We start from the raw sequence: 14,154 nt of genomic DNA, 5'->3' as shown, positions 1-14,154 counted from the left end.
TAATTCACTCTGACCCCTTTTTACGGGCCCCTACTATCAACTATTGAAAGCGCGTTCAAATTCTTTGAGTGCGATAGTGAGGTCACTATCGTTTGTTTGCCACGAGCAAATACTGATTCTGATAACAAAATGTCCTTTCCACATTGCGCTACCACACCATACAACACCGTTCTTTTGAACGTCATGTAAAATATGCTTGGTTTTAGCATCGCTTTCGGCCCTTACGATGACTTGGTTAAAATGGACATCGTTTTCTATATGAAATCCAATCGACGATAAACCTTCTTTCATGAAAATGGCGCCAAAATGCAAACGGTCAACCAACTGTTGAATGCCTTTTTTGCCCAAATGATGTAAGCAGGCCCATAGATCTATGCCTCTTGCTCGTCTCGACATATCAGGTGTAAAACTCATGCTGTCGCGATTATCGCCTGCGGAAATATAACTCCCTTGTTGATGAAGAGCCTCAACCAGTGATGTTGGATGTTTACAAAAGATAGCACCGCAATCATAGGGTGTATTAAGTGTTTTATGGCTATCAGCGGACCAAGAGTCGGCAAGCTGAATTCCTTTCGTTAGATTAGTAAATTTTTCAGATGCTAATGCCCATAAGCCAAAAGCGCCATCGATATGAACCCATGCTTGCGCGTTATTTGCTAATTCGCAAATAGAACTAAAGTCATCATAAGATCCAGTGCAGACATTTCCGGCCTGTAATATAACGATACAGTGGTCATCAAGTGTGGGTATTTTATTGACCAACATCCTTCCTTGCTTATCTGAAGGAACGATTTCAATACTGTTACTACCGAAACCCAAGAGCTTAACCATCTTAGTCACAGTACCGTGTGTTTGATCTCCCATGATTATGCGAAGTCTCGGTGAATTCATTAATCCATCTGCGTTGATATCCCAACCAAGTTTGCTTAATAAATAATGCCTTGCAGCAGCAATTCCACATAAGGTTGCTACTGATGTGCCACCAACTAAACCCATCTTAGTTTTGGCTGGAAGGTTAAATAAGTCCACAAGCCAGGATTCGCAAACCTCTTCAAGCTTGGCAGCCAAGGGAGACATTACCTCCAAGGCCGCATTTTGGTCCCAAGTATCCGCTATCCACCTAGCTGCTATACCGATTGGCAAAACACCGCCATTCACAAAACCGAAATAGCGACTACCGCCATGATTGACAATGGTTTTGTCGCCGATTTGACTTAATTCAGAGAGAGTAACACTTGGATCAATAGATTCTGTATGAAACGGTTTAGACAAATCATCTAAGAGCGCTAAAGCATCCGTACCAGGAAAGACAGGCAAATCATTCGTATTCTCTAAATATGAAAATGCAGAGTTCTTAGCTTGTTCTAGTAGTGATTTAGTTAGGTCTAGTTGGTCTTTTTGTTTCATTTATCTGTCTGTCCTTTAAGCAGATGCATTCACATCTCGAAAGTATTATCTGACTGTATCACATGCAAACCATTAAGCTTTCATACGACACCTATTTACAGTTTTATTCCTTGTCATAAAACAAAGACTAAATAGTGCGTGTTTTGTTAGTTCTTTGTGACACTTTAGTTAGAAGTGTCATTTATCTTATTTCTCGTTAACCAAACAAACCCATTTCAATATATCGAGGAAGATAAAACATGAAACTTAACAAATTAGCACTAGCCGCAATGATTGGGCTATCAGCATCAGGTTACTCACAGGCGGTAGAGGTTGAACTAAGTATTACAAACTTAACACATGCGAACTATATGACACCGCGTTTAGCAATAGCACATGACGCAAGCGTTGATGCTTTCGAGGTTGGCACGGAAGCCAGTACCGCCTTAGCTTGGTTAGCTGAAGCAGGTGTCATTGACGACGCGCAGAATGCTGACTCGAGCGGTCAGAACTTTGAAGCTGCACTTGGACCTGTAGACACTGACAACGGCAGTAACACATGGCATCGTTTTGGTGGTTTATTAGCGCCATCAAGCACACTAACGTATTCGTTTGACACTATGGACAAGCCTTACTTCTCACTACTTACAATGTTGATCCCAAGCAATGATGCTTTTGCTGGTTTGGATTCTATTATGATCCCAAGTGAACCTGGCACTTACACTTATTACCTTAATGCATATGACGCTGGTACAGAACTGAATGATGAATTAAACAGCACAAGAACTGACATCACAGAAGAGGGTGGTTTGCCACTTGGTGGTTATGGTGTTCCTGGGGTAGCTGGTGCGGGTGCACCTAATATAGCGCCATCGATGGGAACGGGAGGAACGGGTGTCGCGGTAACTGTCGGCTTTGATGAAAATGGCGACCCACTTGCAAGCCCAACAGAAGTTGTCGATGGCACTGATGGTCCAGTCCATATTCATCGCAATACTTTAGGTGATACTAGCCTAACCGATGGTTCAAGTGATTTGGATTCGACCGTCCACCGTTGGTTAAACCCAGTGGCTCGCGTGACTATCGTTGTTCCAGCATCTTAATTGGGGGCAAAATAATGAAAACTACAATACTTAAATTGTCCTCATTAGCGCTGCTCGTTGCTTTAGCAGCAGGTTGCGTTGATGACGGTGAACAAGGGCCTGTTGGTCCACAGGGTGTTCAAGGACCAGCCGGTCAAGATGGCGCAGATGGGCAAGATGGTGCAGATGGAGCAGACGGTCAGGACGGTGACGACGGTAATAATGGACAATCAGGTAATCTTGCTGTTTATACCGTTAGCATTACTAATCTCACGTACGGTCAACCGTTCTCACCTGCCTCAGTGGTAGCCCATGAGCCTGGATACTATGCCTTTGTGCCGGGTGAGCCAGCTAGTGTTGCTTTGGAAATGCTTGCTGAAGGCGGCAATGCTAGTGGTTTGATTGATGAAGCGACACAATCAGTGGAATTTCTCGATGCGCAGCAAGGCGCCGGAACTCCACCAAGAAGCATTGGCAGTGAAACGACACTTGTTGTGCCAACCTTGGATACTGATAATCTGAGAGTGTCGGTGTTGACGATGCTGGTAGATACCAACGATGCTTTCACGGGTTTAAATGCGATGGATATTTCCAATATGGAAGTTGGCGACCAAAAAGCGTTTATGACGGTAAGTTGGGATTCGGGTACCGAAGCAAACCTTGAAACTGCTGATACGATGCCAGGACCTGCGGCAGGGGCTGCAGGCGGTGGTGGCGCAAGTGCTGGGTTCTCAGCAGTAAGAGATGATGTTGTGGATGCTGTGCATGTGCACCGAGGTGTCGTAACGAATGAAAACGTTAGCGATCCTAGCAGGGAAGGTCTAGCAACTTCGGTGCTTAATGAAAGTGACCGTTGGGATAATCCCACAGCGAAGATCGTTGTGACGAGAACCCGTTAGAAGTCATTTTGAGCCCCATTGTTAGATCCTTAACATTGGGGCTTATTTTTTACTTAGCTCTTTTGTTACTAATGCGCTTAGCGTCGTCAACGCATTTCCTAAGTGAGTATTGTGTGCTATGTCTAGCATCTCAGCAATTTCGGACAACAACTGTACCGTTTTCTCATCACCTATTTCCGTGCATTTTGTGATTAATTCATCGGTTTCTTTTTTCAGTAACTCTAATTTTTCGTTAATCAATTTTTCTTTTCGATCCAATTCACTGTGGTCAAATATTATGATTTACGCCTATTGTTCACAAACAATTTATATTTGATGAATTATCATAAACGTTCGAACAAAGTTGTTTAGCGCTTTTCTATCTCAATCCTGTTTGTCATTGGAACTAGGAATCACTATCATGCTCAACAAAATAGTTTCTGGAAATATATATGGCAAGCTTTGAAGGCAATATAAAAAAAATGAGAGTCAGTGTAGATAGCGATAATCTAGCTATTTACGAACTTCCTGTGGGTGAGAGTTTCGCAAATATGAATGAGGCGATTGGCCATCACATCAGCGTGCAACATAATGCTCAAATAAATTGTGTCCATTGCGATAGAGTCACTAAGAAAAGTTTTAACCAAGGTTATTGTTATCCTTGCTTAATGCGTCTAGCACAATGTGATACTTGTATTATCAAGCCTGAACTATGCCATTATGATAAGGGAACTTGCAGAGAGCCTGAGTGGGGAGAAGCGAACTGTCTCAAAGGGCATTTTGTTTATTTGTCTAACACAGGCAACACAAAGGTGGGTATTACCCGTTTTGTGACTGAGGGGGTATCCTCTAGATGGATTGATCAAGGAGCTTCACAAGCATTACCCATTTTGCGAGTGAAGAATCGTTTAATGAGTGGTTTGGTTGAAACTGCGCTGAAAGCACAAATCGCTGATAAAACGAATTGGCGTAAGATGTTGCAAGGCGAGCCTGAATTATTCGATTTAATCGCCCTAAAAGAAACACTATTGAGTGAAGCTGCCGACCAGATTGCTGAACTACAGCAAGAACACGGACTTCAATCGATAGAACTTGTGGAGTCTAGCGTTGTTAATATTAATTACCCTGTTTTAAAGTACCCAGAAAAGATTAAGTCTATTAATCTTGATAAGGAGGGTGGTTTTGAAGGTAAATTAATGGGGATAAAAGGTCAGTATTTAATACTAGACGAAAACCGCGTGATTAATATGCGAAAGTACTCTGGTTATCATTTAAATGTAAATATAGCTTAGTGTTTGCCAACCTTAATGCTGAATGACTTGTCAGAATTGAAGTATTAGCTCATGCTCGTGAGAATCCTCCAACCCTACGTAGCATGTCTTTTAGCCAGCGATCTCTTATTGCGCTTGCGCAGGGCGAAAGCAGAGCTATTCAGAAAAGTCAGTCAGCAGCCGCATGAAGTGTCTGTGTTTATTTCTCTAGACGACCCCTATAGCTTTTTGCTTGTTCAAGTGCTCACAAACATGCAAACGCGGTTCGATATTAGCATACGCTTTTATCTTATCAGCCATTTGCAAAAAGAGATGTTTCCAGATCCGGAAAAATGGCGCAAGCACAGTGTGATTGATGCTTGCAGACTAGCTGCACAGCATAAGCTGATTGCTCCATCGAAAGATAAACTGCTAAGTAATGAAGAAAGAGCGGCCTTTACAAGCCAAATACTTGAGCTTCATGGAACGGTCAATAATACTTCAGACTATTTGAAAATACTGTCTAAGGCATGGGTAAAACAAAAAGTTCAGGAGCGGAAACTACCACAACTAGATATAGTGAGTGTCAGTCAACAACTCGCGGAGAATGAGCAAAAGCTCAAGAAAATGGGACACTACTTGCCGGCATCAATGCATTATGGAGGCGAATGGTACTGGGGTGTTGATAGGCTAAGTCACCTAGAAAAAAGGTTGAATGCACTTGGCTTGAGTAAAGGGATAAATACCGTGTTGTACGACACACAGGAATTAATATCCAAACCGGTATTTACGCAATCAGCTAACAAAGAAGAAAAACAAAAATCACTGGAAATGTTCTATTCCGCCAGAAGTCCCTATTCCTATTTAGGTCTTGAGCGAGCAGCGGCACTGTGTGAAAAGTATCATGTAAACCTTGTGATAAAGCCTGTTTTACCTATGGTGATGCGAGGTATGTTAGTTCCCCATAGAAAGAAGATGGTCATTTTTCACGATACCGTTCGCGAGGCTAAGAAATACAACATACCATATGGCTTTGTCGCAGATCCTTTGGGAAAGCCAATTGAACACTGTTATGCCTTGTTTATACATGCTAGACATCATGGCAAAGAGCTCGCGTTTTTGCTCAACTTTGGCAGAGCCGTAAATGCTGAAGGACGTCATGCAGATCAGCTTGATACTTTGAAAGACATTATTGAACGAAGTGGGTTGGATTGGGAGAAAGCCAGACTTGAACTCGAGAATACAACTTGGCGCGAAGAACTTGACCAAAATTATAATGAACTATCATCTTTCGGCTTTTGGGGAGTGCCATGTTTTAAATATGGTTCAGAGTTTACTTGGGGACAAGACCGATTATGGTTTATTGAACAATTGATTCAAGATGATTTAGTAGATCCCAGAAACTAAAAAACCCATTGAGTCATCAACGGGTTTTGTGTCTCTTAAAAAGAGATGGTACCAGAGGCCGGACTTGAACCGGCACAGTATTACTACCGGCGGATTTTGAATCCGCTGCGTCTACCAATTTCGCCACTCTGGCACAGAGTGCTCTACGACGTTTGCCGAGAGGAGAGCATTATAGCTATCTTGGATCATGTATCAAGTGTTATTTCGCTCAAGTGCCGAAAAGATAAGCGAATAGCGAAACAAATTCACAGTCTCGCGTAGTTTTATTGGTCTGTTGAATGTAACATTCGTATATTCCAATCTAATCATAATAAAACTATTCAACTAGAGTACCGTTTTGACCAGAAAAAAGAACAAGCAAACCGATAAATCGAAGGTACCTTCTAGCGCAGTACTTCATACCGAAGAGACTGAGACACAAGCGGGCGATTTTCGCAGAGCAAGTTTCTTCCGTCGTCTCGCTGCTATCATTTATGACGCCTTAGTTGCGACAGCGGTTGCTATGTGTGCAGGACTCATTATTCAAGCCGTTTTACTGGTCTTGTTTGAGTTTCAATTAATTGATACTAAGGGTCATGAGCACTATATGGATTTATTCCAAGTGTCAGATTCGCTGAAGTTAATCGCTAACGTATGGGTTGGATTTTGGGTTGCTAGCTTTTTTCTGTGGTTCTGGAAGCATGGCGGGCAGACGCTTGGGATGAGAGCATGGCGCTTAAAAATATATAACCTTAAAGATGAGAAAGATATTTCCTATGCACGCCTGTTGTTAAGGATGCTAACGTCATTTCTAGGTCTTGGCACCTTATTGGTGCTTTTCGACTATAAACACAAACAGTCATTGCAGGACCGTATTGCCCAAACTGAAGTATTATTCCTGTCGAAAGAAGCAAACGACCATAAAAGCTGGTAAAAGCAAAAGCGAGCTAGTTGCGCTATTGCCGGCGTAAAAGAAGCATTGCGATGCCAGCAAATACTAGGCTCGGTAGAATGGCTCCGACAAACGCGGGAAGTTGGAAGACTAAGCTAAACTGCCCAAACACCTGGTTTGCAATAAAGAAAGTAAAGCCAACCATCACGCCCATAATGGTCCGTGCGCCCATCGTCACGCTTCGTAGCGGACCGAAGATAAAAGATAAAGCCATCAGTAACATAACTGCCACTGACACGGGCTGCAACAGCTTGCGCCAAAATGCTAACTTGTAGCGCTCAGAATCTTGATCGCTGTTATCAAGGTAGTTGATGTAACCAACCAAACCTTGAATTGACAAGGCCTCTGGTTTGATAGCTACAATGCCTAATTTATCTGGGGTCAGTGTGCTATTCCAAGTGATTTTTTCAGCCTGGCTTTTATCTATTTGGGTTTCTGAAAATGACAGTAATTGAACATTTTGTAAGGTCCATTCTTCGCCACTAAAGAATGCAGCATCAGCTGATAAAATATTCGTTAAATCGAGCTGAGGACTGAATTGATATACGGTGATGTCTCGGAGTGTTTCTTTGGTCAATACCTCGCCAATACTCACAAAGTCATTGCCATCTTTCGCCCAGAACAACTCATCGGATAAAATCAAATTACCGCCAGACAGCGCTTGTGTACGCAACTCCTTAGCTTTCGACTCACTTTGTGGAGTGACCCATTCGCCAAGCATCATGACCGCAATAATCAATATTACCAAGGACTTCATCGCTGAAGCGATAATGTTCCAGCGGCTTAAGCCTGAAGCTTGCATAACAACTAACTCACTATTTTGTGCCAGCAAGCCCATACCAATTAAGCCCCCAAGTAGGGTAGCCATTGGGAAAAACTGTTCAATTTCACGAGGTAGACTGAGTAAGACGTAAAGTGCAGCTAAGGTCATATCATAGTCACCCTGACCTACACGTCTTAATTGTTCTACAAACTTTATTAACGCGCTAAGACCAATCAGCACTGAAAGCGTCACGGTGACGGTGCTAATAAGCGTTCGAGCAACATAAAGATCTAGAAGCTTAAACATCTTTCTTCCTCAAAAATAGTTGTCTCAACACTACGCCTGTTTTTCTATCGCGCGCTATTAATCCAATGCCCACTAATAACATTAGGAAGTGAACCCACCACAAACCAAGGAATACAGGTAATTTGCCATCTTCTAACACTCTGCGACTGGCGAGTAACAATAAGAAATAGCCGAGATATAGGAGTAGAGCCGGGAACATTTTTCCGAAGCGCCCTTGGCGAGGATCTACGGCACTCAGAGGAACCGCGATTAAAACAAGAAAAGGTAAAGACAGAGGAATGGCAATTCGCCACTGTAGCTCGGCAATTTCCTCGATACTATTCATTTTTAAGAGTTCAGAGGTAGGCAAAGCGACTAGTTTTCGACGCTTTTGTTCTTGGTCTTTTTGTGCAATTGTTAGGCGATATTCGTCAAAGTTGATGATCTGGAAAGCCTGATCAGTGTTTTCGCCTTCGTACTGATTTCCATCAAAAAGCACTAATTGCTGATCACCTAGTTCACTAGTTTCAATAGTACCAGTTTTTGAATAAATGAGATGGACTGTCTCGTCGTCTTTACCGCGTTGTGAAAGAAAAACTTTCTCAAGTCGATTAGTGTCTGCGTCGAAATCGTGAACAAAAATAACTGACTTTTTATCACCTGTTTGTTGAAACCTGCCGGGAATTACTGATGCTAAGCCCGATTGGGATTGCGCTTGTTCTTGTAATTGGTACTCCCGTTCAGCTGATGCCGGTACAAGGTAAAGAGTGACAAGGCCCGTAACGAGGGCCATTACTACCGCAAAAAGCAGGGTAACACGTGTGACATACCATTCACTGACGCCACATGCTTTCAGTACAGTCATTTCGCTGTCCACATACATCCGCCCATGCGCCAGCATTATGCCCAAAAATAGACTGATGGGCAGTACCAAAGAAGCAAGATATGGACTATAAAGTGTAATGAAACCAAGCACTAAGTCTGCAGGAACGTTACCGTCGGTCGCGTCGCCCAAAACACGCGCAAAACGTAAGGTGATGAAAATAGCCATCAAAACACAAAATACGGCCATTTGTGATTTGAAAGTTTCGCGCAATAAATATCGAAAAATTAGCATTTAGTTACAGGTGAAAACATAGGTTTTAGTGGAAAGGTGCAGATATTTCAGTAAACTTACTATTTCTGACTGTTTTAATGCACACATCGTCTTTAAATCACGTAATAGTTTAGCATAAACAAAAGTTTTGCTAACAGACAATACATTATTTTTATCTGCAATAATCTGAAAAAGACGAAATTAATCGGTTTTGGGTGATTTTCATTCAAAACAATATTTGAGGAAACAACATGGAATTTAGCGTAAAAAGCGGAAGTCCTGAAAAGCAACGTAGTGCATGCATCGTCGTGGGCGTTTTCGAGCCGCGCCGTTTAACGCATGTTGCTGAACAACTTGATCAGATTAGCGAAGGCTATATTAGCAATCTTTTGCGTCGCGGTGACCTCGAAGGAAAAGCTGGTCAAATGTTACTCCTCCACCATGTGCCGAATGTACTGAGCGAACGGGTACTTCTTGTAGGTTGTGGCAAAGAGCGCGAGCTAAATGAACGCCAATACAAGCAAATTATTGCTAAGACTATTCAAACACTCAATGAGACTGGTTCTATGGAAGCGGTCTGCTTCTTGACTGAACTTCACGTGAAAGGTCGAGACACTTACTGGAAAGTGCGTCAAGCGGTCGAAGCTGCGAATGACTCTCTTTATACCTTCTTGCAACTTAAAACTAAGAAAGGTGAACCTCGTAGACCACTTCGTAAAATGGTCTTTAATGTGCCTACTCGAAAAGAATTAACCTCTGGTGAACGTGCTATTGAGCATGGTTCAGCAGTGAGCAAGGGTGTGCTGGTTGCGAAAGACGTGAGTAACATGCCACCAAATATCTGTAATCCTAAATATTTGAATGAACAAGCTGCTAAATTAGTGTCTCAATACGATTCCTTGTCATTAGATACTGTTGGCGAGAAAGAGATGACTGAGTTGAGTATGGATAGTTATCTTGCAGTGGGCCGAGGTTCTGTCAATGAATCGATAATGAGTGTGATTCATCACAAAGGAGCGGATGACTCACAGGCGCCAATTGTGTTGGTTGGTAAAGGTCTGACCTTCGATTCAGGTGGTATTTCAATCAAGCCTAGCGCCAATATGGATGAAATGAAGTATGACATGTGCGGTGCAAGTTCAGTCCTAGGTGTAATGCATACCGTGGCAGAGCTAAACTTACCTATCAATGTTATCGGTGTTATCGCAGGGTGTGAAAACATGCCGGACGCGAATGCTTATCGTCCAGGTGATATACTCACCACAATGTCAGGGCAAACTGTCGAAGTGTTGAATACCGACGCAGAAGGCCGTTTGGTGTTGTGTGATGCCTTAACTTATGTTGAGCGCTTTGAACCTGAAGCTGTCATCGATATTGCGACCCTAACAGGTGCATGTGTTATTGCTCTTGGGCCTCATGCAACGGCGGTCCTGAGCTCACATAATCCACTCTCGCATGAGTTGATTAACGCCTCAGAACAAAGTTCTGACCGTGCTTGGCGCTTACCATTATGGGATGAGTATCAAGAACTGATTGAAAGCCCATTCGCAGATATGGCAAACATCGGTGGTCGTCCGGCAGGTACAATCACTGCAGGGTGTTTCCTTTCGCGCTTCACGAAAAAGTACAATTGGGCGCATTTAGATATTGCTGGCACCGCATGGGTCGGGGGCGCAAGAAAAGGTGCAACGGGCAGACCAGTGCCGATGTTATCGCAGTATCTGTTTAACAAAGCTGGTTTAGTCAGCGAAGATTAATATAAAACGCAGTAGGTGCAATATTAAATGACAATAGTCACGTTCTATCAACTCGATGAGAGTTCAGCAGATCCAAGTCACGATCTAATGAAAGCGTGTTCGAGTTTATTACTTACAGCTTACCGAAAGCGTAAGTGGTCAACAGTATTGTGTTCTGATAAAAAACAAGCCGAACAAGTTGATGAATTTGTTTGGCAACATCCGGTCGATGAGTTTATCCCGCATAACTTGGCGGGTGAGGGACCGAAGCAAGGTACACCTGCTGAAATCACTTGGAGTGGCCAACCGATTAGTAACCGCCACACGCTAGTGAATCTGTCGCACAGCATGATTGATAACCACCGACAATATCAACATATTATTGATTTTGTGCCTGTCGACGAAGTAAAAAAACAAGAGGCGCGAGAGCGTTACAAGCAATACAAAATGGCGGGTTGCCAGATGCAATTCACGCCTGCAAATCAATTAAACGAGAGTAATTAATGGATAAAACATTCGATCCCCACAAAATTGAAAAAGACTGTTATCAAAAGTGGGAGCAGCAAGGTTATTTTAAAGCATCTGGTGAAGGTGAACCCTACTGTATCTTATTACCACCACCGAATGTTACGGGTAGCTTGCATATGGGTCATGCGTTTCAGCATACCATCATGGATTCATTAATTCGCTACAATCGAATGAAGGGCAGCAATACCCTGTGGCAATGCGGTACAGATCACGCGGGCATCGCGACTCAAATGGTTGTTGAACGCCAGTTAAATGCTGATGGAAAAACACGTCACGATTTAGGGCGAGAGGATTTCGTTAAGAAAATATGGGACTGGAAAGCAGAGTCCGGTGGCACTATTACGCAGCAAATGCGTCGTTTAGGGAACTCTCCAGATTGGGATCGTGAAGTCTTTACCATGGATGATAATTTGTCTGAAGCCGTTCAAGAAGTGTTTATTAAGCTTCATGAAGAAGGTTTAATCTATCGTGGTAAGCGCTTGGTGAATTGGGACCCTGTGTTATTAACGGCGGTATCAGACCTTGAAGTAGTGAGTGAAGAAGAAAACGGTCACATGTGGCATATGCAATATCCACTGTCTGATGGTAGCGGTCATTTGGTTGTTGCAACTACACGACCAGAAACAATGCTCGGTGATACGGCAGTGGCTGTTCACCCTGATGATGAACGTTATGCCGCGTTTATTGGTAAAACATTAACTTTGCCACTAACGGGGCGTGAAATTCCGATTATTGCAGATGATTATGTTGATCAAGAGTTTGGCACAGGCTGTGTGAAAATTACGCCAGCCCATGACTTCAATGATTACGATATGGGTAAACGTCATAATCTTGAAATGATCAATATTCTAACTGACGATGCTAAGTTAAATGATGTTGCGCCAGAGAAATATCGCGGTATGGATCGTTTTGATGCCCGCACTGCAATTGTTGCCGATTTAACTGAGCTTGGTGTGTTGCTGAAAGTTGAAGAACACAAACTAAAAGTGCCTCGTGGAGACCGCACGGGTGTCGTCATTGAACCTTATTTAACTAACCAATGGTATGTTGCGGTTGAGTCTTTAGCCAAGCCTGCAATTGAGGCGGTGGAAAGTGGGGAGATCCGTTTCGTACCAGAAAACTGGAATAAAACCTACTATCAATGGATGCACAACATTCAAGACTGGTGTATCTCACGTCAATTATGGTGGGGACATCGTATTCCTGCTTGGTTTGATGACGCTGGAAATATATTTGTGGGTCGCAATGAGGCCGAGGTAAGAGCGAAGCATAATATCGATGCGAGTGTTGCGTTAAGACAAGATGAAGACGTGCTAGATACTTGGTTTTCATCGGCCTTATGGCCTTTCGCAACGATGGGTTGGCCAAAAGAAACGCCTGAGCTAGAAACGTTTGTACCAAGTTCAGTGTTGGTCACCGGCTTTGATATTATCTTTTTCTGGGTTGCCAGAATGATCATGATGACTAAGAAGTTTACCGGCAAGATCCCGTTTAAGGACATTTATATTACTGGCCTGATCCGAGATGAAAACGGCGACAAAATGTCAAAGTCGAAGGGGAATGTGCTGGATCCTATCGATCTTATCGATGGTATTGACCTCGATACACTCCTTAACAAACGCACGTCGGGTATGATGCAGCCTAAAATGGCAGAAAAGATAGGTAAGGCAACTAAAAAGCAGTTCCCAGATGGGATTAATGCTTTTGGTACTGATGCTTTACGTTTCACTTTCGCAGCAATGGCATCAACAAGTCGTGATATTAATTTTGATATGGGACGTGTTGAAGGCTATCGAAACTTCTGTAACAAGATATGGAACGCGACTCGTTTTGTGTTAATGAATACCGAAGAGTTCGATGCAGGTAAAAACGGTGGTGAATTGCAATTGAGCGTGTTCGATCGTTGGATTTGGTCTCAATTCCAAGAGACTTTGAAAGCCTACGAACAAGCTATGGCCCAGTATCGATTCGATATTGCAGCTCAACACTTATATGAATTCACCTGGAACCAATTCTGTGATTGGTACTTGGAGCTATCAAAGCCTATATTAAATTCAGAAAACAGTAGTGAAGCAGAAAAACGAGGTACTCGTCATACCTTAATCAATGTACTAGAGCATATGATGCGTTTATTACATCCTTTCATGCCTTACATTACGGATGAGATTTGGCAGAAAATAGTCCCTCTCTCTACAAACCAGACGAGTGCTGAAAGCATCATGGTTGACGCTTTCCCTGTGTTTGATCAGAGTAAAGTAGATCAGGTAGCGCTAGACGATATTGAATGGGTGAAATCATTTATTGTAGGTATCCGTAATATCCGTGGTGAGATGGATATCGCGCCTTCAAAACCTTTACCGGTTTTACTCAAGAATGTAAGTGCCTCAGATAAAGCAAAGCTCGATAGCAGTGGCGATTATCTAGCGAAATTGGCGAAACTAGAGTCCGTTGTTTTGTTGACCGAGGGTGAAAAAGCACCCGCTTCCGCTACCGCGATGGTGGGGGAGATGGAAATCTTAATACCGATGGCTGGCCTAATTGATAAGGATGCTGAATTGGCACGCTTAAATAAAGCTGCTGAAAAAATTGAGAAGGATGCACAGCGTACGAAAGGTAAATTGAGTAATGAAAACTTTGTGAGCAAAGCTCCTGAAGCTGTCATTGAAAAGGAGCGAGCTAAGCTTGCAGATATGGAAATGCAATTGAGTAAAATTAGTGCTCAAAAAGCAGAAATAGAAGCTATCTAACGATATGTATAAGTAAGAAAAGCCAACATGTGTTGGCTTTTTTGTTTATTCCGCAAGAAAGCAAC

12 protein-coding genes and 1 tRNA gene are annotated in these 14,154 nt (G+C 42.8%); 8 read left to right on the top strand and 5 right to left on the bottom strand.

The window, feature by feature from the left end:
* Window positions 1-36: 36 nt before the first annotated feature.
* Entirely contained in the window at window positions 37-1,407 is a 1,371-nt protein-coding gene (locus tag RM544_RS16550; RefSeq protein WP_311362920.1) for a pyridoxal phosphate-dependent decarboxylase family protein, read from the bottom strand.
* Between the two features lie 239 nt (window positions 1,408-1,646).
* Here RM544_RS16550 and RM544_RS16545 point away from each other — a divergent pair, with 239 nt between their 5' ends.
* Both RM544_RS16545 and RM544_RS16540 read left to right on the top strand, forming a co-directional pair.
* Window positions 1,647-2,489 carry a spondin domain-containing protein gene (locus RM544_RS16545; protein WP_311362919.1) on the top strand — a complete coding sequence of 281 codons (843 nt, stop codon included), beginning with the start codon at window positions 1,647-1,649 and terminating at the stop codon, window positions 2,487-2,489.
* Between the two features lie 14 nt (window positions 2,490-2,503).
* Window positions 2,504-3,367, top strand: coding sequence for a spondin domain-containing protein (locus RM544_RS16540; protein ID WP_311362918.1), 864 nt, complete (start codon window positions 2,504-2,506; stop codon window positions 3,365-3,367).
* A 42-nt stretch (window positions 3,368-3,409) separates the two neighbouring features.
* Here RM544_RS16540 and RM544_RS16535 read toward each other — a convergent pair whose 3' ends face one another.
* Entirely contained in the window at window positions 3,410-3,607 is a 198-nt protein-coding gene (locus tag RM544_RS16535; RefSeq protein ID WP_311362917.1) for a hypothetical protein, read from the bottom strand.
* Between the two features lie 191 nt (window positions 3,608-3,798).
* On the opposite strand from RM544_RS16535, the gene RM544_RS16530 reads away from it, so the two are divergent.
* Both RM544_RS16530 and RM544_RS16525 read left to right on the top strand, forming a co-directional pair.
* The gene (locus tag RM544_RS16530; RefSeq protein WP_311362916.1) at window positions 3,799-4,638 is read left to right on the top strand and encodes a DUF2797 domain-containing protein; all 840 of its coding nucleotides are present in this window, start codon (window positions 3,799-3,801) and stop codon (window positions 4,636-4,638) included.
* 51 nt (window positions 4,639-4,689) lie between these two features.
* The gene (locus RM544_RS16525; RefSeq protein WP_311362915.1) at window positions 4,690-6,003 is read left to right on the top strand and encodes a DsbA family protein; all 1,314 of its coding nucleotides are present in this window, start codon (window positions 4,690-4,692) and stop codon (window positions 6,001-6,003) included.
* A gap of 46 nt (window positions 6,004-6,049) precedes the next feature.
* On the opposite strand, the gene RM544_RS16520 is transcribed toward RM544_RS16525, so the two are convergent.
* A tRNA-Leu gene (locus tag RM544_RS16520) sits at window positions 6,050-6,136 on the bottom strand.
* A 204-nt stretch (window positions 6,137-6,340) separates the two neighbouring features.
* Between RM544_RS16520 and RM544_RS16515 the strand changes: the two genes are divergently transcribed.
* Window positions 6,341-6,916, top strand: a complete 576-nt coding sequence (locus RM544_RS16515) for an RDD family protein (RefSeq protein WP_311362914.1) — start codon at window positions 6,341-6,343, stop codon at window positions 6,914-6,916.
* Window positions 6,917-6,938: 22 nt separating this feature from the next.
* Here the strand turns inward: RM544_RS16515 and lptG are convergent, their stop codons facing one another.
* Both lptG and lptF read right to left on the bottom strand, forming a co-directional pair.
* Window positions 6,939-8,003, bottom strand: a complete 1,065-nt coding sequence (gene lptG, locus RM544_RS16510; RefSeq protein WP_311362913.1) for an LPS export ABC transporter permease LptG — start codon at window positions 8,001-8,003, stop codon at window positions 6,939-6,941.
* A complete protein-coding gene (lptF, locus tag RM544_RS16505; protein ID WP_311362912.1) occupies window positions 7,996-9,099 on the bottom strand; it encodes an LPS export ABC transporter permease LptF in 1,104 nt (367 codons plus the stop codon). Before lptF ends, lptG begins: the two co-directional genes overlap by 8 nt.
* A 230-nt stretch (window positions 9,100-9,329) precedes the next feature.
* On the opposite strand from lptF, the gene pepA reads away from it, so the two are divergent.
* Genes pepA through RM544_RS16490 form a run of 3 tightly spaced genes read left to right on the top strand, consistent with a single transcriptional unit; the run spans window position 9,330 to window position 14,089 of the window.
* Window positions 9,330-10,835, top strand: a complete 1,506-nt coding sequence (pepA, locus tag RM544_RS16500) for a leucyl aminopeptidase (protein ID WP_311362911.1) — start codon at window positions 9,330-9,332, stop codon at window positions 10,833-10,835.
* A 27-nt stretch (window positions 10,836-10,862) separates the two neighbouring features.
* Window positions 10,863-11,318, top strand: coding sequence for a DNA polymerase III subunit chi (locus tag RM544_RS16495; RefSeq protein ID WP_311362910.1), 456 nt, complete (start codon window positions 10,863-10,865; stop codon window positions 11,316-11,318).
* The gene (locus tag RM544_RS16490) at window positions 11,318-14,089 is read left to right on the top strand and encodes a valine--tRNA ligase (RefSeq protein WP_311362909.1); all 2,772 of its coding nucleotides are present in this window, start codon (window positions 11,318-11,320) and stop codon (window positions 14,087-14,089) included. The genes RM544_RS16495 and RM544_RS16490 overlap by 1 nt, the downstream gene beginning before the upstream one ends.
* The last annotated feature ends 65 nt before the right edge of the window (window positions 14,090-14,154 follow it).

It is taken from the genome of Brumicola blandensis (genome assembly GCF_031846165.1).
In the GTDB taxonomy this organism is placed as follows: Bacteria; Pseudomonadota; Gammaproteobacteria; order Enterobacterales; family Alteromonadaceae; genus Glaciecola; species Glaciecola blandensis.
This window is presented reverse-complemented; position numbering and strand designations above follow the sequence as displayed.

Coding starts and splice junctions, on each gene's coding strand:
- RM544_RS16550 (WP_311362920.1), bottom strand. CDS start 1,407: ATGAAACAAAAAGACCAACTAGACCTAACTAAATCACTACTAGAACAA.
- RM544_RS16545 (WP_311362919.1), top strand. CDS start 1,647: ATGAAACTTAACAAATTAGCACTAGCCGCAATGATTGGGCTATCAGCA.
- RM544_RS16540 (WP_311362918.1), top strand. CDS start 2,504: ATGAAAACTACAATACTTAAATTGTCCTCATTAGCGCTGCTCGTTGCT.
- RM544_RS16530 (WP_311362916.1), top strand. CDS start 3,799: ATGGCAAGCTTTGAAGGCAATATAAAAAAAATGAGAGTCAGTGTAGAT.
- RM544_RS16525 (WP_311362915.1), top strand. CDS start 4,690: ATGCTCGTGAGAATCCTCCAACCCTACGTAGCATGTCTTTTAGCCAGC.
- lptG (WP_311362913.1), bottom strand. CDS start 8,003: ATGTTTAAGCTTCTAGATCTTTATGTTGCTCGAACGCTTATTAGCACC.
- lptF (WP_311362912.1), bottom strand. CDS start 9,099: ATGCTAATTTTTCGATATTTATTGCGCGAAACTTTCAAATCACAAATG.
- pepA (WP_311362911.1), top strand. CDS start 9,330: ATGGAATTTAGCGTAAAAAGCGGAAGTCCTGAAAAGCAACGTAGTGCA.
- RM544_RS16495 (WP_311362910.1), top strand. CDS start 10,863: ATGACAATAGTCACGTTCTATCAACTCGATGAGAGTTCAGCAGATCCA.
- RM544_RS16490 (WP_311362909.1), top strand. CDS start 11,318: ATGGATAAAACATTCGATCCCCACAAAATTGAAAAAGACTGTTATCAA.